17 protein-coding genes and 1 pseudogene are annotated in these 20,934 nt (G+C 61.1%); 8 read left to right on the top strand and 10 right to left on the bottom strand.

The genetic code is table 11. The features are described 5' to 3' along the window. Positions 1 to 162: 162 nt before the first annotated feature. From ACQR1W_RS23445 to ACQR1W_RS23430, 4 genes are all read right to left on the bottom strand, one after another. Positions 163 to 1,407, bottom strand: a complete 1,245-nt coding sequence (locus ACQR1W_RS23445) for a CaiB/BaiF CoA transferase family protein (protein ID WP_434853018.1) — start codon at positions 1,405 to 1,407, stop codon at positions 163 to 165. Beyond that, positions 1,404 to 2,288 carry a CoA transferase subunit A gene (locus tag ACQR1W_RS23440; protein ID WP_434853017.1) on the bottom strand — a complete coding sequence of 295 codons (885 nt, stop codon included), beginning with the start codon at positions 2,286 to 2,288 and terminating at the stop codon, positions 1,404 to 1,406. Before ACQR1W_RS23440 ends, ACQR1W_RS23445 begins: the two co-directional genes overlap by 4 nt. A 50-nt stretch (positions 2,289 to 2,338) precedes the next feature. Continuing rightward, on the bottom strand, positions 2,339 to 3,127 hold the full coding sequence (locus ACQR1W_RS23435) for a CoA-transferase subunit beta (RefSeq protein ID WP_434853016.1): 789 nt from the start codon (positions 3,125 to 3,127) through the stop codon (positions 2,339 to 2,341). A 213-nt stretch (positions 3,128 to 3,340) separates the two neighbouring features. Beyond that, complete coding sequence (locus tag ACQR1W_RS23430) at positions 3,341 to 4,732, bottom strand: FadR/GntR family transcriptional regulator (RefSeq protein ID WP_434853015.1); 1,392 nt, start codon at positions 4,730 to 4,732, stop codon at positions 3,341 to 3,343. 75 nt (positions 4,733 to 4,807) lie between these two features. Here ACQR1W_RS23430 and ACQR1W_RS23425 point away from each other — a divergent pair, with 75 nt between their 5' ends. Continuing rightward, positions 4,808 to 6,511, top strand: a complete 1,704-nt coding sequence (locus ACQR1W_RS23425) for an acyl-CoA dehydrogenase family protein (protein WP_434853014.1) — start codon at positions 4,808 to 4,810, stop codon at positions 6,509 to 6,511. Between the two features lie 19 nt (positions 6,512 to 6,530). Further along, positions 6,531 to 7,787, top strand: a complete 1,257-nt coding sequence (locus ACQR1W_RS23420) for a CaiB/BaiF CoA transferase family protein (RefSeq protein ID WP_434853013.1) — start codon at positions 6,531 to 6,533, stop codon at positions 7,785 to 7,787. Between the two features lie 118 nt (positions 7,788 to 7,905). Here ACQR1W_RS23420 and ACQR1W_RS23415 read toward each other — a convergent pair whose 3' ends face one another. The 4 genes from ACQR1W_RS23415 to ACQR1W_RS23400 form a co-directional block, all read right to left on the bottom strand. Next, on the bottom strand, positions 7,906 to 9,444 hold the full coding sequence (locus ACQR1W_RS23415; protein WP_434853012.1) for an acyl-CoA synthetase: 1,539 nt from the start codon (positions 9,442 to 9,444) through the stop codon (positions 7,906 to 7,908). Positions 9,445 to 9,521: 77 nt separating this feature from the next. Then, positions 9,522 to 10,712, bottom strand: a complete 1,191-nt coding sequence (locus ACQR1W_RS23410) for an ABC transporter substrate-binding protein (protein WP_434853011.1) — start codon at positions 10,710 to 10,712, stop codon at positions 9,522 to 9,524. A gap of 378 nt (positions 10,713 to 11,090) precedes the next feature. Continuing rightward, positions 11,091 to 11,888, bottom strand: coding sequence for a 3-hydroxyacyl-CoA dehydrogenase family protein (locus tag ACQR1W_RS23405; RefSeq protein ID WP_434853443.1), 798 nt, complete (start codon positions 11,886 to 11,888; stop codon positions 11,091 to 11,093). Then, positions 11,818 to 12,096: a 3-hydroxyacyl-CoA dehydrogenase NAD-binding domain-containing protein gene (locus tag ACQR1W_RS23400; RefSeq protein WP_434853010.1), complete on the bottom strand. Its 279-nt coding sequence runs from the start codon at positions 12,094 to 12,096 to the stop codon at positions 11,818 to 11,820. Before ACQR1W_RS23400 ends, ACQR1W_RS23405 begins: the two co-directional genes overlap by 71 nt. 404 nt (positions 12,097 to 12,500) lie before the next feature. Between ACQR1W_RS23400 and ACQR1W_RS23395 the strand changes: the two genes are divergently transcribed. Further along, complete coding sequence (locus tag ACQR1W_RS23395; protein WP_434853009.1) at positions 12,501 to 13,208, top strand: hypothetical protein; 708 nt, start codon at positions 12,501 to 12,503, stop codon at positions 13,206 to 13,208. A gap of 82 nt (positions 13,209 to 13,290) precedes the next feature. Here the strand turns inward: ACQR1W_RS23395 and ACQR1W_RS23390 are convergent, their stop codons facing one another. Further along, on the bottom strand, positions 13,291 to 14,022 hold the full coding sequence (locus ACQR1W_RS23390) for a nucleoside deaminase (RefSeq protein ID WP_434853008.1): 732 nt from the start codon (positions 14,020 to 14,022) through the stop codon (positions 13,291 to 13,293). 547 nt (positions 14,023 to 14,569) lie between these two features. Next, positions 14,570 to 15,328: an outer membrane protein gene (locus ACQR1W_RS23385; protein WP_434853007.1), complete on the bottom strand. Its 759-nt coding sequence runs from the start codon at positions 15,326 to 15,328 to the stop codon at positions 14,570 to 14,572. Positions 15,329 to 16,519: 1,191 nt separating this feature from the next. Between ACQR1W_RS23385 and ACQR1W_RS23380 the strand changes: the two genes are divergently transcribed. From ACQR1W_RS23380 to ACQR1W_RS23360, 5 genes and pseudogenes are all read left to right on the top strand, one after another. Beyond that, positions 16,520 to 16,969 (top strand): DUF3302 domain-containing protein, encoded by a 450-nt coding sequence (locus ACQR1W_RS23380; protein WP_434853006.1) that lies wholly within the window; start codon positions 16,520 to 16,522, stop codon positions 16,967 to 16,969. After that, complete coding sequence (locus ACQR1W_RS23375) at positions 16,966 to 17,739, top strand: HlyD family secretion protein (protein ID WP_434853005.1); 774 nt, start codon at positions 16,966 to 16,968, stop codon at positions 17,737 to 17,739. Before ACQR1W_RS23380 ends, ACQR1W_RS23375 begins: the two co-directional genes overlap by 4 nt. Positions 17,740 to 17,893: 154 nt before the next feature. Further along, a complete protein-coding gene (locus ACQR1W_RS23370; protein WP_434853004.1) occupies positions 17,894 to 18,664 on the top strand; it encodes a TolC family protein in 771 nt (256 codons plus the stop codon). A 95-nt stretch (positions 18,665 to 18,759) separates the two neighbouring features. Beyond that, positions 18,760 to 19,377 (top strand): annotated as a pseudogene (locus ACQR1W_RS23365) (TolC family protein). 322 nt (positions 19,378 to 19,699) lie between these two features. Beyond that, entirely contained in the window at positions 19,700 to 20,719 is a 1,020-nt protein-coding gene (locus tag ACQR1W_RS23360; RefSeq protein ID WP_434853003.1) for a helix-turn-helix domain-containing protein, read from the top strand. Positions 20,720 to 20,934 lie beyond the last annotated feature (215 nt).

Here is a 20,934-nt window from a genome sequence, read left to right as displayed (position 1 = left end):
CAAGTTCCGTCGCGCGGCTTTGTGGACCACGGTCAGCTCGGCATCAGTTCTATCGCGCGCACCCGGGCAGGGAGCGATGATCCGCACATTGTGTTCGGCGGGTGCTGCCGCCCCGCCGCCGAATCCTGTGAGCGCGCGACAGACTCGGCCAGCAAAACCAATTCACTCGGCGGCCGCGACGATCGGCTGTTCCGCGCCTCGGAGCACCTTGCCCTGGCGCAACTCCGCAATTTCTTCAGCGCTCAGCCCCAACAGCGTCTGCAACAGTCTCGGCCCGTCCTCGCCAAGCGCGGGCACCTTGTTCCGAACATGGGCGGCACTCTGCTTGAACCGAAAAGCCGGGTTGGGGATATGCAAGGACCCACCCCCGTCGTTGATCTCCTCCAACACACCGCGCTCGTGGATGGGCGGCAGTGTCATCGTCTCGCGGATCGTCCGGTATTGCGAGCACGGCACGCCGGCCTTGGTGAGGATCGCTTCGCATTCCTCGGCCGTTCGCGATTCCGCCCACTCGTCCAGCAGGTTCATCAATTCTGACCAGTGATGCTCGCGGGCGCTGCTGGTTGCGAAGCGGGCATCGCTGATCCATTCCGGCTGGCCGACCCCCCGCGCCAGCGCTTCGAAATTGTTCTGGCTGACGGGCGCGACGAGCAGGAAGCCGTCGCTGGCTTGCGTCGGTCGGTAGAGCGGCCGGCGGCGCTCGGCTGGGAATTGCGCCTCCTGACACTCATACACCAGCATGCTGACCATAGCGTCGAGCAGAGACACGTCGACATACTCGCCCTGCCCCGTCTTGAGCGTCCGAAACAATGCGGCCTGAATCGCTCCAAAAGCGGTAGAGCCGCCGAGAACGTCGGCGATGAAGATGCCGTTCTTCAGCGGACGGGCGATGTCGCCTTCCTGATAGTCGAGGTTCGCCATATCGTAACCGGACGTGGCGTGCAGGACCGGCGCATAAGCGCTCCGTCCGGACCAGGAGCCCTCCTGCCCGAAGCCCGAGATCGAGCAATACACGAGCTTGGGATTGAGCCTGGCAAGAATTTCGTAGTCCAGGGCGAGCCGTTGCATCACCCCCGGACGGTAATTCTCCACGAGCACATCACAGTGCGGCACCAGCTCATAGATCAGCTTGCGCGCCTCCGGCCGTTTGAGATCGAGAGCGATACTGCTTTTGCCGGCGTTGAGCTGCGCGAAATAGGCACTCCGCCCGGCCCGCAGCGGCGGGCGCAACCGGATATGGTCACCTTCCGGCGGTTCCACCTTGATCACCTCGGCGCCCAGATCAGCCATCAGTCGCGTGCAATAAGGCCCGGACATCATCGCGGTGAAATCGAGGACACGGATTCCGTCGAGGATTCCTGGGCGGGTCGATCCGGCTGCCATTCCGGTTGCCATGTCGATGCTCACTTGAGATTGGTTTCGGAGACGGCAAGAGCGGCAAGCCGGCTGCCGCCGATGACGTCGAGATAAGCACCGGGTGATGCGGTCCGCACGTAGCGATCGAGATAGCCGCCGAAGGTCTCGGCACTGGCGCTGCTCTTCACATACTCCTTCAGATGGGCGTCGTCGGAGCGATAGAGCGATGGCGAAGCCGTCGGATGCGCACCGAAAGGTGCTTCCACGATAGCATCGACCATGGCGCCGGGCAGCTTGGTCAGATGATTGCTGCGCCTGATCGTGTCGGTCGACACGATGCGATCCACCGAGACGATCACCCGCCGCGACGCCTGGGCGATCATCGCGTCGAAGAAGGGCGGTCCCAGGTGCTGAACATTGCCGTGCTCGTCGGCCTGCTGGGCGTGGAGCAGACAGACATCCGGCTTGATGGCAGCCACAGCGAGCATCTTGCGTTCGCCTTCCTTGGACGGCAGCGGCCAATAATGCTCTGGCGCGAATTTCGGCAGGTCCGTGCCGAGGTCCGGCACCGGCATGTAAGGCAGATCGCAAATTCCCGCCCGCAACCCGCCCGCGATACCCGGGCCATCCAGATCGTGAACCTTGAGCGCGCCGCACTCAGACTGGCGACGAAAATGCGGCGCCAGTCCAAACTGCTCGAAACTGATGAAGACGCAAACCGTCGAAGCGGCGCACCCTGCTCCGATCAGCATGTCCGGCGCGATCGAACCTGGCGCCGGGACGAGGTGCAGGTTGCGCGCGCCCTTGCGGATCAACGCACGCACCAGCGCCATCGGCTGCGAGTTGAAGATCCAACCGCCAAGCGCAACTTTGGCTCCGTCCTGGATCTCGGCGACGGCCTCATCGACGGAAACGATCTTGCTCTTTGTCATAGGACTGCAGCTTGCCTGTCGGTCTGATTGGAAGGACATCCGCCGTTCGATCAGGGAAATTTGCGCCGGAGATCGCCACGCCGGTCGACGTGTTTGCGCAGCAGATCGAGCTCCTGATCATTCGGCATGGCGGTCACCGGGGGCGCCCCATCAACCACGAGATCGAACGCCGTGGAGTCGCGGATCTGCTCGAGCGTCACGCCCGGGCTGATCGACCTGACGCGCATCGCCTTGCTGCCCGGCGCAAAATCGAACACGCCCAGCGGGGACAACACCAGTGTCGGGCCGCCCGGCGGCAACCCCATGCGCTCGCGGGAATCGCCGCCTTCCATGTGACCGGGGCCGCAGAGGAAATCGACCCGCGGCACGAACGCGCTGCGGTCATGACGGGTCAGGCACACGTAGAAGCGCTTGGCAAGACCGCAAAGCGCGCTGATCCCGACCGTTCCCGGCCCGCGCACCTTCGGTTTTCGCTGGTCGCCCACCACCACGGTGTTGATGTTGCCGAAGCGGTCGACCTGCAATGCAGACAGAATGGCAAAATCGAAGAAGTGGATCTTCCAGTCGATGAAGTCGATCATGACCGGCAGATCCATCCAGGACTCCGCGGACTCGACGTTCTCGTAGTCCGCCATCGACAGCAGATGATCCCGAGTCGGGTTGACCATCCCACCCGGACCGGAAATCCACCACAGCCGCGGCGCCTGCATCCGCCGCGCGAGATTGCAGGCCGCAAGCTGGATGTCGGAGTTGGTCCCGATGATGACCTTCTCACCGTCGGCGATATCGCGCGCAAGCAGCACCGCCAGCGTCTCACCGAGGGATGGATTTGCAGACATGCGCTTCTGACCAATTGGTTGAACCATTGTGAGGCTACCGATGATCAGACGCGAAGTCAACGGACCCGGGACCGGCGGACAAGGCCGCGCGCCGGTTCTATCGGGCAACTCGGACGTGAAGGGTCGTCGGCTGGCCGCGGATATCCGCATTCATCCGGAATGGACGTCCGCAGGACCCGGCCCGAAGGACCGGGTTTGCGCGGCCGAAAGGATTTAACGCTGGGCAGTCGGGGGAGAACGGCGCACGCGTGGCGCGGCTTTCGCCACCGTCACTCCTTCGGCCTGAATGCGCGACATGTAGCTTCGCTGCAGCCGCTTCAGGCAGGACTCCATCTCCGCTACGGCGGCATCGGCATCGCCCGCAGCGAAGTGCTCCATGAATCGGCGACGCGACGGCAAAACGAAACTGTTGTCATACTCGCCGATCCGCTGCACGAAATGAGCGAGCACGTCGAGCACGCCGTTCATGACGATGACCATGATCGGATTGTCGGTGAGGCGCGCAAGCATTCTATGGAATTCGATATGTCTCTCTGCGCGACCGGCGAAATCACCGCGTCGGCGCGCCTCCTGCGCCTCATCGATGTTGCGGTTGAGCATGTCGATGTCCGCGGGCGTTGCGCGCCGGCACGCTTCCCGCACTACGATCGATTCCAGCCAGATGCGGGCCTCGGTCAGTTGCGCCGGCTGGATCGTGCCGACATGGTACATGTCCATCAGCCCGGTCGCGATCGCTTCGCCGCTGTGCTGGCTTATGAAAGCACCGCCGCGGGCTCCCTTTTGCAGGCGGATCAGCCCGGCATGCTCCAGGGAGCGCAACGCCTCGCGAAGGGTATTGCGAGACACGCCAAACTGCTCCGACAGCGCCCGTTCGGACGGCAGACGGCTGCCGACGGCAAGCCTGCCGGAGGCAAGCTCGGTCCGGATCTGGGCGGCGATCTCATCGAACGCACGGGACGATCGGATGCGTTGGAACTGCGCCAGCGGCGCAGCCTCGGCGCTGGACTTGGCCGGCAATTGTGAAGCGCTCATATCAACCCGGATGGTTCGAACTGGACGATATATAGGCGAAGCTGGCGATTCTGGCCATAGAAGCTCGGCATTGACCCACCTCTTGACCAAAAGTAGAATGGTTGAACCAATATCGGGAGGAATGCCGGGATGCTGCGGGAATTGCCGTCGGACGAGGATCGTCAAATCCTGCGAGAAGCTGTCCGAGGGTTCTTTGAGAATACGCCAGAGATCAGCACCCCGACGACCCCGAGCATCTGGAAGCAGCTGGCCGGCCAAGGCTTGACCCAGATCGCAGCGTCTCCCGCCGACGGCGGTCTGCGCGAGATCCTGCAGGTCGCGGAAGAAGCCGGGCGCGCCGCTTGCCGTGCACCGCTCGCGGATGCCGCCCTGGTCAATCTCATGCAGCTCGGAGCCCGCAGCGACGCCCCTGCCCTGATGTCGCTGCTGGAGGATCTTCACGCCGGTGACGCGGCAATCGCCTTGTGTTTTGCAGACTTCGACCACGATCGTTCCGCAGGCTGGGCAAGGATGGAAGCGAACCATGTGGTGGCGGAATTGGGTTTTGTCGAAGCCGCAGACATCGCCACGCATTTGGCCGTGCTCGTCCCAGGCCCAACGCTGGTCATCCTCAAAACCGGCGAGGGAATTGACGCTGAGGCAACCCAAATGATGGGCAAGGCCCGCTGGTGGCGGGTTCTAGTCGATGCAAGCCCGCTGTTGAGCGTGCCGTTCACCGAGGCGGAGATCCAGGATCTGCTTGCAATCGCGTCCCTTGTTCAGACCGCGCGCGCCTTTGGCGCGGCCGATCGGGCGTTCGAGCAGGCCGTCGCCTATGCCGGCGAGCGCCGGCAGTTCGGGCAGCCGATCGGGCGCTTCCAGGCCATCCAGCACAAGCTGGCCAATTGCCACATTGCCTTGCGCGCGGTCCAGCTATCGCTAGGGAACGCCGCCGCTCAATACGACCTGCAGGCTGGACAATGGCGCTGGTTCGCGTCGGCGGCGCTGGCCACCGCTGCCGCTTCGCTCCGCCAGGTCTCGCTCGAAACCCACCACACCTTCGGCGCGATCGGCTACAGCGAGGAGCACGAGGCCCCGCGGCATTTCCGGCAGGTTCATGTCGGCGTGCTTCGGCATGGCGGCGGGCGTCCGCCGGTCGAGCAACTCGCAAAACATTTTCTCGATCAAGACGGCGAGGTCCGGTTTCCCGAATACGATCTTGGACCGGCTGGCAATGCCTTCCGACAGGAGGTGCGAGCCTGGCTGGACGCGTATTGGTCGGGTGAGCGCCGCGCCCGGCACCAGCGGCTTTCCTTTCGCGAACGGGAATATGACCGAGAATTTGCCAGGGCGCTTGGTCAGACCGGCTGGATCGGACTCAACTGGCCAAAACGGTTCGGCGGCCAGGCGCGTGGCGCCTTCGAGCAGCTTGCCTTCATGGAGGAGATGGAGCGCGCTGAAGCGCCGCGGGCTGGCGCGCCCGTGCAAGCCGCGATGCTCCAGGTCCACGGCACGCCGGAGCAGCAGCAGCGCTACCTGCCCGAAATCCTCCGCGGGGAAGCGATCTACGGCATGGGCTACAGCGAACCTCAGGCCGGCTCTGATCTCGCCTCGCTGAAAACCCGCGCGATTCGCGACGGCGACCACTATGTGATCGATGGACAGAAGATCTGGACCACGACCTATTGGGGCGAGTACATGCTGCTGGCAACCCGGACCAATCGAGACGCGACCCCGCCTCATGCCGGGATCACGATGTTCATCGTTCCAATGGATACGCCCGGGATCACGATCCGGCCGTCAGAGACGATGTATGGCGGCACCTTCGCCAACATCTTCTATGACAACGTGCGGGTACCTGCCGAAAATAGGATTGGGCCGGAGGGGGAAGGCTGGAAGGTCCTGACCGGCGCGTTGGCGACCGAGCGCGGCTTCATCGGCGGCGGCATCGTGTTGAAGGTCGCCCACATGTTCGAACTCTTGTGCGAGCACATCCGGACCGCCGAGCGCCACGGCAGCCCGATGCGGCACGATCCGCTCGTGCGCGCCAGGATTGGCGCGCTCGCTGCTGAAATCGAAGCCGGCCGACGCATGATGGTCTATTGTGCGGAGCAGGTGGACAAGGGCGAGACGCCGGCGGACGAAGCTGCCCTCAGCAAGGTCTATTCCGGCGAGCTGATGGAGCGTTTCGGCGAGACCGCGCTCGACCTGCTGGGGCTGGAGGCGCTGCTCAGCGAAGACAGTCCCGGCGCCATCCTGCGCGGGCGCATCGAACAGAATCTCCGACATTCGCTGATGTGGGTCATCAGCATCGGCACCAATGAGATCCAGCGCAGCCTGATTGCCCAACGCGGCCTGGGGCTGCCAAGATAGGCTTTGCCCGGAGGTGACAATGACTACGACAGATCGTCCTCCGCTGCCGCCGCCACGCCCGAGAAAGTCCGGCGCGCCCTCCCCGCTTCAGGGCCTGCGCGTCATCGATTTCTCGCACTTCATCGCAGGTCCCATGTGCACACTCTTCCTGGCAGATATGGGCGCCGACGTAATCAAGATCGAGAACGCCGCCAACGGAGACGACTTCCGCCGTTTCCAGCCTCACCTCGGTGGTGAAGGCGTGCCGTTTCTTTGGGTCAATCGCAACAAGAAAGGCATTGCGCTCGATCTCACTAACGAAGCTGCGCAAAAAATCGCAACTGAGCTCGTCGCATCGGCCGACATCCTGGTCGAGAATTTCTCGCGCGGGGTCATGGAGCGGTTCGGCCTCGGCTATGATGCGATGGAGAAGCTCAACCCTCGCCTGATCTATTGCAGCGTCTCCGCCTATGGCCGCGACGGCGCAATGGCTGATCGTCTCGGCTTCGATCCGGTGATCCAGGCGGAGACCGGTTTCATGTCGATGAACGGTTTCCCGGACCAGCCAGGTGTCCGCACCGGGCCCGCGATCATGGATATCTCCACCGGCATGACGGCCACGATCGCCGTGCTCGGCGCGTTGGCAGCACGCCAGAGCACTGGATGCGGACAGCGTGTCGAGACGGCGTTGTTCGATACCGCGGCGTTGATGCTCGGCTTTCATGCCATGAACTATCTTGCGACCGGTCGCAATCCCACGCGCGCCGGCAATCGCAGCGCCGACAGCACGCCGACCGGGACATTCAATACGGCAGACGGCCCGCTCTATATCACCTGCGCGAATGACCGAACGTTCCGTCGCCTCGTCACCGACGTGCTGGCACGGCCTGATCTGGCCGAAGATCCTCGCTTCCTAAGCAATCGCGACCGCATGGCCCATCGCGACGAGTTGACCGTCATCATCGAAGAGATTCTCTCCGGCGACTCCAGCGAGCGATGGGTCGTGAAGATGCAGGCCGCAGGCGTCCCGGCCGGCGTCGTCAGAACGATCGAAGGTGCGTTCAGCTCGTTTGAAATGACCGAGCGTGAGCTCGCCTCGTCCATCCGGCATCCGACCGCGGGCGAGATACCGAACATCGGATCCCCCTTGCGCTTTAGTGAAACGCCTGTTCTCGATCCGGTCGCCGCTCCGACCCTTGGGCAGCATACGACCGAGGTGCTGGAGCGCGTTCTCGGTTATGGACCCGAGCGCATCGCCGAGCTGACAGCGGCGGGCGCATTCGGCTCATCAGGCTGACCCGCCCTCGCCACTGCGTGATGACTTCCGCGCACGGCGCCAAGCAACCAGCATCGTCCGCGATGAAATCACGGCCGGAGCATGATGCGCTCCAGCCTCGGAGATGCAAGAACAGCGGTCAGATGCGCCGACCCGTCTCCTTCCAGAAGGGTTCCTTGAGCCGGCGCTTGAAGATCTTCCCGCTTTCCTCGCGCGGAAGCGCCGCATGGAAGTCGATCCGGCGCGGCACTTTGTATTTCGCGATCCGCTCGGCGAGATAGGCGCGAACCATATCTGCTGAGAGCTCATGTCCCGGCTCGGCCTCGATCGCAGCCGCAAGCGACTCGCCGAACTCCTCATCGGGAATGCCGAACACGGCACAATCCCGGACACCCGGACATTGGATCAGCGCCGTTTCGATCTCCGCCGGGTAGATGTTGACGCCAGCCGAGATCACCATGTCCGAGCGCCGGTCACACAGATACAGCCGGCCATCCTTGAGATAGCCGACATCGCCCACACTGATCAGGCCGTCGCGCTCGACCGATTTGCGCTTCGCGGTGTCGTTGAGATAGACGAAGTCAGACAGCGAATCCTGCCGGACAAAGATCTCGCCGACCTCGCCGGGCGCGACTGGCTTGCCGTCCTCACCATAGAGCGCGATCCGGGCACCGGGCGTGAGCCGCCCTACGCTACCCGGATGAGCCAGCCAATCCTCCGGTGTACTCAGCATCACGGCCCCTACTTCCGTTCCACCATAGGTCTCGTAGATCACCGGCCCCCACCAATCCATGAGCGCCTTCTTGATCTCCGGCGCACACGGCGCGCCGGTGTGGATCACCCAACGAAGCGAGCTGACATCATAACGCCGGCGTATCTCTTCCGGCAGGCGCATCAGGCGCACGAACATGGTCGGAACCATGACGGCATGCGTGACGCGCTCCCGCTCGATCATCGCCAGAGTTTCTTCCGGCTCGAACTTGGATTGAAACGTGATCAGGTCGGCCTGACCAATGGCCTGACGCAAGCAGGCGTTGGGCGAGGCATGGTACAGCGGGCCCCCGATCAGGACACGAACGCCGGGCGCGATGCCGTAGACCGACCGCATCAACTCCCCATACGCCTTGGCCTGTTCGGATGTCGCAGGCTCGCGCTTCACGCCTTTCGGATGCCCCGTTGTGCCGGACGTGTAGATCAGCGTCGCGCGGCTGCGCGGCGGAGCGCCACTCCAGGGCTGGAATTGCGCCAGCCATTCCGGCCAGCTCCGATCGGACGCGACCGGCTTCTCCGCCCCGGCGCGAACACCGAACATCCGGATGAGTTCGGCGGGCGTTGGGACGCTCAACACCAGAATGCCGCTTAACTCTTCCTTGAGCTCGTCGCGAACATCGGCAAGAAGATCGGCGTGAGCCACGAGGACCCTGGGCTTCGCATCACCGAGGATGTACCCGATCTCTTGGGCCCGGCCGTGCCAATTGATCGGCACGCAATAGGCACCGAGCAGCGCGGCCGCTTGTGTCGCCTCGACGAAGGCAAAGTCGTTGCGCAGCAGAAGCGCAACGGTATCTCCCTCGGAGACTCCGCAAGCACGGAGCCCGCTGGCCGCCCGCGCCGCGTTGGCTAGCACCTCTTCGCGCGCGCGAGGCGTTCGATCGAGAAAGATCTCTGGCGCCGTCATGGTTCCTCTGACAATGTTCAGCATTGAAGTCGAAGCCGACGAAGAAAATGCGGCGGCGATCGAGCTTGGCACCCGCACTAGTTCTCAAGCTTGCAGTCAGAACTTGGCGTTTCCGACATCAACTCCTCCGGCTTCATGCGCCTGACGATTTTGAAATAATCCCACGGACCTTTCGATTCCGCCGGTGATTTGACCTGGACCAGGAACATGTCGCGCATCACACGACCATCCGCGCGTATCCTGGCCGATGGCGTCGTCAAATCCGAGATCGGCAGCTCATGCATCTTCTTTGCTACCTCGGGGCCGGATGCCGTGCCCGCAGCCTTGACGGCCTTCAGATAGTGCGTGATCGAACTGTAGACCCCCGCCTGCAGCGCAGACGGCGGCCGACCCATTTTCTCGCTAAACCGCTTCGCAAAGCTGCGGGTGTTGTCGTCGGTGTCCCAGTAGAACGCGGTTGTCGTATAGATCCCCTGCATACGTTCCAGCCCGAGGCTGTGCACGTCGGACTCGAACAGCATTAGTCCGGCAATCCGAATTCCCTTCTGCAACAGGCCGAATTCGACCGCATTCTCGATCAGAAGCACGCCGTCGTGTCCGGCGAAGGATGAGGCGATCGCGTCGGGCTGCGCCTCCTGCGCCGCCAGCAGAAGGGAGGCATAGTCCGAGGTCCCGATGGCCGCGCGGCGCGAGCCGACCAGCTGTCCGCCGCTCTCGCTCACGGCATCGGCGACCGCGCGCTCCATCTGATGGCCGAAGGAATAATCGGGGCCGACTGCGAACCATTTCTTCACGCCGGATTGTGCCCCAGTCAGAACGGTGGCACGCGGGAGTACGTTCGTGTCGAAGGTCCACACGAACCCGGTCGGCGAGCATGACTTGCCAAAGAGATCGAGGGTTCCTGATCCGGAAATCAGTGCGATCTTGCCCTTGGACCGCGCGAGATTCTGAATTCCGAGGGCGATGGTCGAGACAGGAATATCGGCAATCGCCTCCACGTGCTCCTCGTCGAACCAGCGCCGGGCAATGGTCAGGCCCACGTCCGGCTTCAACTGGTGGTCCGCCGAAACGATCTCAATCGGCCGGCCCAGGACAGAGCCGCCGGCATCACTGACCGCCAGTTCCGCTGCCACGACCGAACCACGCCCGACCGTATCGGCGATGACTCCCGACATGTCGGTCAAGACACCGATCTTCAACGGCTCGCCGAAGGCCGCACTGCTCGACAGGCACAGCCCCAGCAAGGCTGCCCAAAACCCTCTCGCCACGACGTTCCCTCAAATTCGTTATTGGTTGTACCATTGATAGCGTGTCCGTGACGAGGCCGCAAGCTTGCCGTGCCCAACAAATCCGAGCCGCCGCGGTCGCCGAATTTGCCAGGCCTGCCAGCGCGCTCCGATCGAACCTTCGCTGCGGCATGCTGCGCGCTTCGAAAGCGATAGCGCCCCCTCAACGCGCGGAATCAGCGCGGACTTAGTTCACCGTCCAGGCCTTACCTTCGCGATGCTGCGGCGCAATGGCGCTCGTTCCGTAACGCAGCGACCCGCAGCCAATCATTAAGCGTCGGAAGCATTCCGGCGCGACACGTCTCCCGGTGGCAAGCTGCCGGGCAGCCCCGGCAGAATCGGGACAGGCCCCCTCCCTCTCTAGGCACAGAAGCGGCCGTCTTGCTCGGCGATCTGCACAAGCATCCGTGGCGGAATAAAGCGGTCGCCGTATTTGGTTGCCAGTTTGGACGCGCGCTGAACGAAGCGCCCGGCGCCGACCATGTCGATGTATTGAAGCGGCCCGCCGGTCCAGCGTGGATAGCCGATCCCCAGGACGGCGCCGATATTGGCGTCACGAGACGTTTCGATGACGCGTTCCTCGAGACAGCGTACCGACTCGATGGCCTGGATATACAGGAAGCGATCCGGCAGATCCTCGCGAACAACTTGTATCGAGCTGGCCGGAAAGTGTTCACGCAACCCCGGCCAGAGTCGTTTCTTGCCACCCTCCGGATATTCGTAGAAGCCTCTGCCCCCGGCGCGGCCGGGCCGCTTCAGTACGTTGACCATCCTGTCGATCACGGCCCAGTGTGGGTGCTCGGGCACGGTCTTGCCCTCGGCCTGCAGGTCGGCAATTATCTGAAGACGCACATTCCAGGCCAGCGCCAGCGATGTTTCATCCATGACGGCAAGCGGGCCGACGGGCATTCCGGACCATAGTGCCGCATTTTCGATTTCCGCAGCATCCACCCCTTCGGCAAGCATAGCGCCGGCTTCGCGCGTGAAGGTGCCGAACACGCGGCTCGTGAAGAAGCCGCGGCTGTCGTTGACGACGATCGGCGTCTTGTTGATCTGCCGCACGAAGTCATAGGCGCCGGCCAGCGTCTCAGGAGACGTCAGGGCTCCCTTGATGATCTCGACTAACGGCATTCGATCGACAGGTGAGAAAAAATGCAGCCCGATGTAGTTCGTCGGGTTGGTCGAGGCCTGCGCGAGGCCCGTGATGGGGCAGCGTCGACGTATTGGAGGCAAGGATGCCGCCGAGCGCTAAGTACGGCTCGGCCTCCTGCGTCACGCTGCGCTTGAGTTCGCGATCTTCGAACACGGCCTCGATGATCAATTCCGATCCCGCCAAATCACCCGCGTTGCCCGTCGGCTTGATCAAAGCCAGAGCGCCCGGCCATGCGATCGGCCGACAGCTTGATGCCTGTCAAAGTTTTTCCGCGAGCAACAGTTTGCGCGCCTTGCGGTGACGATATCGAAATCGGCTGTACTGCCGACTGGCAAGAAGCCGTTAGATTCATCACCTCGCCGACGCAGCCTTACAGAAGTTGAGCGGCGCAAACCTGACGGATGCGCTCTCCCGCATCTAGGGGAGTCTGAGAGGCGTAACTAAGGCAGCGTCCCTTGCCGCACTTTCGGCTTCACGAGATGATAAGCATGCCCTCGCTACGATTCTGTGGGCAAGGCTGCGACACTCGAATATGCAAATTGCGGAGGTGAAATCAAAACGATAGCATTAAGGCGCAACAGTCGAATCACACCTGTTTCGCCAGACGCTGCTAGTGCATGGGGGGGCGCTTGTTTTCGGGCTTTTCAGCCATTCGCCGTGACAGCGTTTCGTCATCAATCGTTGCGCTAACCGGGCTTGCATTTGAAGCGAGGATTGCGCGCTGCCCGTCGATTGTTTTCGACGGAATCCGGACACCAGCCCTCCTGCAACAGGCGATTGCCGCCGGCGCGCGCGGCATAATTAGTTTCGGTGTTTGCGGAGCACTTTCCCCCCACTTGTCGGCTGGCCAGTGGGTCGTCGCATCTTCTGTTCTTGCTGGAGAAGATCGCCTGACAACGCACGACGGGTGGTTCCGACAACTGGTTGCGGCACTGCCTGGGTGCAACACAGGCCCGATTGTTGGGCTTGGAGGACCGCCGATGAGTAGCCTTGAAAGATCGGAGCTTCATTCCAGGACTGGCGCGATCGCGGTCGACATGGAGTCTCATGTCGCTGCACGCACCGCTGCAGCCCACGGGTTGCCATTCGCGTCTTGCAGAGTGGTAGTTAACGCCACCCATCGTCGGCTTCCGCCAGCAGCTCTGCTGGACTTCGGTCCTGGAGGCACCATCGATTCGAATGCTGTTTTTTGGTCGATCCTCAAACAGCCTCGTCAGCTCCCTGACCTGTTCCGACTCGCGATCGACGCCTCACTTGCGTTCTCAGCTCTTCGAAAGGGTCGAAGTCGAATGGGGCCCGCTCTCAGCTTTGCTGAGTTTTCGTGATAGTAGACGCTGGCCGTGCGAAACCAACGGTGACGCTCAGTTCATTCCAAGCTTCCTTCAGGCGGAGTCCGGACCGGCTCGGTTACCCGCGCCAAAGCCGGTCTAAGATCTGGCTTCTGGTCCAGTTCGCGAATCGCTGCTTCCATCGCAGTTCCTGTTCGGACCGGGCTCCCGCCATCACTGGGCTGTCGGCCTGACCGAGGAATATCCCACGGCGCTCGATCACCCACCAGGCGAGCGGATGCTGGGAACGACATAGCTTGCGCACCTCCTGGCCCAGGAAGCCTGCAACCACGTGTGGAGGCGGCGCAAAAACTTCTGGGATAACGGACGACAGCGTGCCGTCCTTCAGGATGTTCCAGCGCGAATGACCTCCCATGACCGGTGATTGCAGGCCAAAAATCACCCTGCCGATCCTGCTTTCGCGGATGGCATAGGAGCACATGGCGCAGGGTTCGATCGTGGAATAGAGCGTGCAGTCATGGAGCGAACTGGTGCCCAACTTCTGTTGGGCACCCGACAACGCGACCATCTCGGCATGGCGCGTCACGTCGCCATCGCGCCGCACCAGGTTGGATGCTTCACAAACGAAGTCGCCCTGTCGCCCGACGACGGCGGCGAACGGATATTCTCCGTCCCGCCGGCTGGATCTGGCACGCGCAATGCAACGGTGCATCAACTGCAGATCGGATGGTTGGGGATCAAAGGCGTCATGTCGCAAAGCATCATCAATCATTTGTACCGCGCGCAATCCCGGCGGAGACAAAGCCGCAGCAATGCAATTGTCGACATTCTCCCCCTCGAGTTCAGACATTTTCCTCTCTCTTTTTTTCTCCCTGTCCGCCTTTGCCCTCTTGTTGCTCGTCGGCCGACCATCGAAGCCGGTCCGTCCGAGATCCAGGGTTGGCCCGCACGACATCTCGCTCCGATTTTGGCTCGCCGGCAGTCAGTCTCTCCTTGGTCTTCATGCGAGTGCGCATGATCTCAAAGAGATTTCACTCATAGGAGAGCGAACTAAAAACACCGTTGGTAGGATGAATTCCAACATCAGCGTTATCGCACCTTGGAAGGTGCGCCATTCATACGGTGCGCATACGGGTCGGGCTATGCAATTTCGGCGAGAAATGGTCTACCTGCTCCCTAGCACCTCCTGACGCCAATCCGAGCTAGCACGCTGAGGACGATGACGAGGAGGGTTCGCGTCACGAGCTCGCCTGCGTAGGATGGCATCAAGGTTAGCTCAGCAGCCAGCTCGCACCAGGCAATCGGTCAGTGCATTTGTTGTGATCGTCTCGCTTGAAGATCTGCAGCAAAAAAGCCCCGGACAAAGTCCGGGGCTCGTTTGCCGAAATTGTCGAGACTTAGTAGCGGGCCGCGACGGGCGCTCCATAGCCGCCGAATTTGTAATTGAACCGGATAGTGACCATATCCGCGCTGAAGTTGATTCTGTTGAGCGCAAAGCCGGGGATGGGATTCACGATCCCGAAGGCGTTGTTCCCAGCATTCCCCAAGAACAGATGGTCGTATTCGGCGCCGACCGTCCAGTTCGGCGTGAAGCCATACTCAAAACCGGTACCCACGCTTGCGCCCCAGCGGGTCGTATTGGCGGAAGCCACAGTGACGCCGGCTGTCTGAAGATTAAAGTTGGTGCCGACCACGGCCGCTCCACCCTTGAAGTACCACAGCACGTTATTCCAGGCATAACCGATCTGGCCGGTAAAGAGACCGATGCCGTTGACTTTGGTCTGTTCAATGAAGGTTGGATTGATCAAGCTGACGCGCGAGGACCTCAAATTCGCCCAATCACCCTGGCCTTCCAAGCCGAAAACCCACCCGCCGGCCTGCCAACGGTAGCCGAGCTGACCGCCAATTAGTCCTCCGGATCCATTGCGGCAGCCCTCGTTAAAAGCCGTTCCGAATGCGTCAACGAAATCCCAGCAGGCGCGGGCCTGACCCCAACCGCCGTTACCGCCGATGTAAAAGCCGGTCCAATCGTAGATCGGAGCGATTGGGGCCGGTGGTGCCTTAGTGATGGGCTTGGCCGCCAGATCAGCAGCGGATGCGGGAGCGGCCATGCCGACCGCTGCAAGGCCTAGTGCAACCAACCAAAATTTCCTCATTCTCTTATCTCCATCCCGTCGCGCCTGCGGTGCCGCCGCGACCGCTAAAATCGGGTAAGCATCAGTTCCAATTACAACTCTAAGTAACGAGCTCCTAAAATACTGTAACTTGGATGCAACTTCGTTTTTTTTCTACTATGACGAGAGTATGTCAAGAGGGTCAATTGCGCTGACCCAATGCACCGACTGCTTTGCAGGAGGTCCCAGTGATGAGCGGCCCAGCGGCACGACCGCTGCTTACGTGATGCCATCACAGAAGCGATGCCAGGGAGGCTTTGGACCACCCGCGCTGCGCCTGAGATCCTTCGCAGCGCTTTCGGTCGCTGTCCAGTTCGAGATGATGGTGAGCACGATGGCAATGAGGAGGCCTTGCCGAGGGCTGATCCGCCGAAATCGAAAGGCCGATATTGCAGCCCAAGTACAGTCGCATAGTGCACCAGAAACATCCCGTACGCATCAGCCTGCATCGGATCGAGAACGCTCCAGCCCGATCGCTTGAATCGCAGGAAATAATCCTGTCTGTCGGAGGTGTTCAGCCTTGGCTCTTCACCCTATTCCGCCATTCAATGGTCTGAAAGTGCTGCGGTCGATCGCGGGCACATGCTTTGTAATGAGTATCTCAATGGCCGGACAATTGCGGATGGCAACAAGTCATCCAGTTTGGCGACGTGCCTTCAGCGAGCGGTTTTTCGGAGACCAAGATCGCGGCGCGGGGACAACAAAGATACTCGCACCTGACCTCCTCTGTATGGAAGAAATCGTGCTTCCAAGGTGTGCCGGATGCCGAAACGAACACGGTTTGCCGCACAGTCATTGAAGGCAAATCCGACCTTAGTCAGATCGTCGGCCCGCCCTCGCTACGTTGACAGCCCAACTTGGATGCCAGCGGTCGCGTAGCTGCTTGGCCGTCACGAAGTGAGCGCATTTACTGACGCATTCAAGCGCTGGACCGGGGTCACCCCAAGACAATTGCGAACCAGCGGCGGGGCTACGCACCGCCCCCGGGTGCAGGTCTTAGTCCAGATGGGTATTCGCCCCTACCCTCATAGCTGCATCCAGAGCAAATACGCTACGGACTTGCCGAACTTGCATAGCCATAGGCCCTGGCCTCAGTTGAACCTCGGACTCCAAGCGCGACTTGCGGGTCGTTCGTCCGCTTGAGGCCGAGTCACGGGAGAAAGTGGAACAACAATGGATGCCACATTCGGCGTTTTGGACGCCTTTGCTTTTGTGGTGTTCGCCGTTCTCATCGCTGTGGCGGTGATCGCTGTTGTCAGCTTGGGGCAATTGCCGGGCCGCCTTGCGCGAAAATGGGGACATCCGCAAGCGTCAGCGGTCAGCGTCGCCGGCTGGATCGGCGTGGCGACCGGCGGCCTGCTGTGGCCGCTGGCTTTGATCTGGGCCTTCATCACGCCTCCCGGTCCGGCCGTTTCGCGAACGAGGGATGACCCTTCAGCCCGACAGCGTCGCCCAGCAACCCACTCCTTTGCACAAAGGTTCATCCGAGAAGGAGAAGCGGCGGTGATTGCTTTCCTGGTCGTGACCTATTGCGCCGTCGTGCTCGTACTAATGCGCAAGCCAGTTTCAACAAGGCGAAAGCCGCCGACGACCTGGCCAAGACGCAGGAACAGATCGCCTTGAATATCCAGCGGGCTGATGTGGCCGCGATCAGTCAGCTCAAGGTGGCAGAGGCCAAGCAACAGCGCCAGGAGGCGGATGCGGCTGTCACACAGGCCGGAGCGGCCGTCACGCAGGCACAGGCCGGGCAACAACAGTCGGTCGCTGCACTGGCCGCTGCGCAGTCTACTCTGCAGCAGGCCGAAGCCGCCGCGCGTCAGGCGGCCTTCGCAGTGGTCGTAGCGCAGAGCAGCGTCCCCGCTGTGGAGGCTCAGCTGGGAGACGCGCAATTCAATCTCGCGCAGTGCTGGATGACAGCGCCGGGCGACGGATACGTGGTGAACTGGCAGGTCCAGGTTGGGACCATGCTGGTGCCCATGCCGCTCGCAGCGGCTGGCACGTTCGTCGACACGTCCAGCATTGCCGTTGGGGCAGTGTTCCCCCAGAATTGGCTCTCGAATGTGGAGCCGGGAGACGACGTCGAGCTCGTGCTCGATCCCTATCCGGGTCGGCTGTTCACTGGAAGGGTCGACGCCGTGATACCCGCTTCTGGCGGGGGGCAATTCACCACAAGCGGAGACATACCTACGGCGGCGAAGGTCGGCTCGACCGGCGTCTTCGCGGTCAAGATCCTGTTTGACGATCCGGCCGTTGCGCGAAAACTGTCGATCGGTTCGGGGGGTACCGCCGCCATCTATACGCGGGCGGGCAAGCCCACACACGTCATCTCGAAGGTCGCGATCCGGATGAAGAAATGGCTGCTCTACGTCCAGCCGACCGTTGCAAAGAGCTAAGCCGAGTGCGGGCACGGCTTGCCGAACTTGCATGTGACAAGAATGATGCAGATCGCGCCTGCTTGTTGATTGCTGTCGGAGGGTTCGCGCGATCGATCGCAAAAGTTGATAGGTTGAAAATACGCTCCTGAGCAACCACGGGGAGGCTGCGCCAATGAGCATTCTTCGCGGCGCCGGACCGGCTGTCGCGCGGTTTCGTTGGATGCTCTTAGCGGCGCTCGTACCGCCGCTTGCGGCGTGCGCCGTCGGCCCTGATTTTTTCCCGCCGTCGGCCCCGCTTGCCGACAAGTTTCTCGACACGAGCAATCGCTCCATCAAGTCCGGCGACCAGGATTACCAGGGTTGGTGGAAAGCGTTCCATGCCCCCACGCTGAATGAACTCGTCCTCATTGGTTACAATCAGAATCTCACGCTGTTGAGTGCCGGGACACGCGTGCTCCAGGCGCGTGCGGTCCTCGGCATTGCCATCGGCTCTTTCTATCCACAGCTGCAGCAGGGGACGGGCTCGCTGATCTACACCCAGCCCAGCGCTGCTACGCCGGCCGCCCCACCGAACACCACACCCAGCCAGTTCTGGGCCGATGCTCTCGCGATTCAGGCCGCCTGGGAACTGGACTTTTGGGGCAAGTTTCGGCGTGGTGTTGAGTCCGCTGACGGCGCCTATCTCGCATCCATCGCCAATTACGATGACGTTCTGGTCACGCTTCTAGGTGACATTGCTGCGACCTATGTCGGAATCCGCACAACCGAGCAATTGATCGCGATCGCTCGTTCCAACATCAGCAAACAGGAGGAAAGCCTCAAGATCGCAAAAGCAAATTTACTGGGGGCGGCAGCAGCGAACGTGATGTGTTTCAAGCGACCAATGTCCTCGAACAGACGCGAGCAGCGATTCCGCAGCTCACGATTCAATTGCAGCAAGTAGAGAATGCGCTTTGCGTTTTGCTTGGCATTCCGCCACAGCAGCTCAATCTGCTGCTCGCACGCTCGAGAGGCAGGATACCGGCACCGCCCAGCACGATGGCAGTTGGAATCCCAGCGGATCTGCTGCGCCGCAGACCCGACATTCGCGCGGCGGAACTCGCCGCTCTCGCGCAGAACGCACAGATCGGCATCGCCGAAGCGCAGCTCTACCCGGCAATCAGCATCACCGGCACGTTTGGAGGATCCGCCAGCACCGCCAACGGCCACAATCTCGGGCAGATCATCAGTTCAAGAGGTGTGACCTATGCGGCTGGACCGGCGTTTCAGTAGAACATCCTCAATTACGGTCAGATCACCAATAATGTGCGCTTGCAGGATGCCAAGTTGCAACAGCTCTTGGTCGACTATCAAAACACGGTCCTCAAGGCGCAGCAGCAGGTGGATGATGGCATTTCGACCTTCCTGCAGTCGCGGGTCCAGCTCGGATATCTGAGCAAGAGTGTCGAGGCTGCACGCGGAGCGTTGAGAATCGGAACGGAACAGTACGAGCAAGGCGCCACGGACTTCACGACTGTGCTGACTGCCGAGCAAAACCTGTTTCAGGCGCAGAGCAGCCTGGCTCAGGCTTCTGCCAACGTCGCGCTCGGCGCGATCGCCATCACACGCGTCAATGAAATCATCGAAACCGTGCTCGCCGAGCTCATCATGATCTAAGTGTAAAGGTATGCTGGTGGGGTTCGCTTTCCGCAATTGTGGCAGAATGCCTTTTGATGGGCACATCAACACTCTCGCCGACCCCTAAGAATAAAAGGCTTGGCCGTTCTCGACGCGCAAACAGCGTCAGCGACCCGTCACATTTCGAGTGTTGATCTACATCAACCCACCGCTGGTTGAAAACGGCTTCGCCAAGGCTAAAATAAAATTTAGTTTGCTGGTCGCCACGGCCACGTTGCCCATTTTCGTTTTTTGCGAAAGTCCCCTCAATCGTTAGCAGCTAGCCGACCAACTCGTACTTTCTGTTTCCGGGAGAACAGAAATGGCGTTGAGTAGAGTTTTCAGTTTTGATGACCCGTCGGCCTGTCAGGTCATTTTTCCGTCCGCCGATGTCGAGCTGTTACCCACGTCAAGGGGAGACTTTCATGCCGATGTCACGCAAGTCGGCATGAACGGAATTTGGATGCACCGAATCCACATATCGCTGCCGGAGATTAATACGGTCGCGGTGAAGCCCGGCCGTAGATCGATCGGATTTCTCACCGAAGGCAATTCATCATCGTTGCTTAACTGCGGCCTTGACGTTGTACCCGGCGACATCGTCATGAACAGGTCCGATGTCGTGCATCAACGATCTGGCACGAACTTTCACTATGGCACGGTGTCCCTTCCATCCGAATATCTCGCTGCTGCTGCTGAAGCAATAAACGGTCGTGAGTTACCGGAGACGACGCGCAAATCCATCATTCGTCCGCCTTCGAGACTGATGCTTCGACTGCTGAATTTGCATAAGAGCATCGGACAACTTGCTCATGACACCCCTGATATCCTGCAAATCCCCCAAGTGAGTCGAGCGCTGGAGAATGAGCTCGTTCACATCCTGGTCAGATGTCTTGCCGAAGGCCACGCTGTGGAGCCGACTGCAGGCCGCCGTAGCCACGACACCATCCTCGCGCGGTTCGTGAGATTCCTGGAAGCAAATCCCGACCGGCCGCTCTACCTCGCCGAAATCTGCGTGGCCATCGGCGCGGCAGAGCGAACGCTTCGCGCCTCCTGCGAAGAACATCTTGGCATGGGGCCAATCCGTTATTTAACCTTGCGCCGAATGCACCTCGTTCGACGGGCGTTGCTAGCTGCAGATCCGTCCACGGCAACGGTCACCCGTATTGTTACGGATCACGGCTTTTGGGAGCTGGGACGTTTTTCTGCGACCTACCGCGCGCTGTTTGGGGAACCACCTTCGGACACTTTGCGGCAACGCCCGGGGCAGACTGCGACCAATTTGATCACCTACCCGCCCCCGCAGCCGCACAATTTTCCGATCCGACAACGGGCCTCATAAATGAGATCGGGTTCAATCGAGCTCAGCACGTAACCGCTCTGAATAGGAACGGTGCGACGTCCGCAGCGTTCATTGATGAGATCGCGACCGATACGGTTGCTCTGCCGCTTGTCATTGCGACGGACCTTCGATGGCTGTGACAAACGCGCCACGCGGCTCACAAAAAAACCAAGCTTCGGGAAAGTCTCTTGGATAAATCGAACCGCCCTATTGCT

Origin of the sequence: Bradyrhizobium sp. HKCCYLS1011, assembly GCF_051167795.1 — a bacterium.
GTDB lineage: Bacteria > Pseudomonadota > Alphaproteobacteria > Rhizobiales > Xanthobacteraceae > Bradyrhizobium.
The sequence above is the reverse complement of the archived record's forward strand: the minus strand, read 5'-3'. Positions and strand labels throughout refer to the sequence as shown.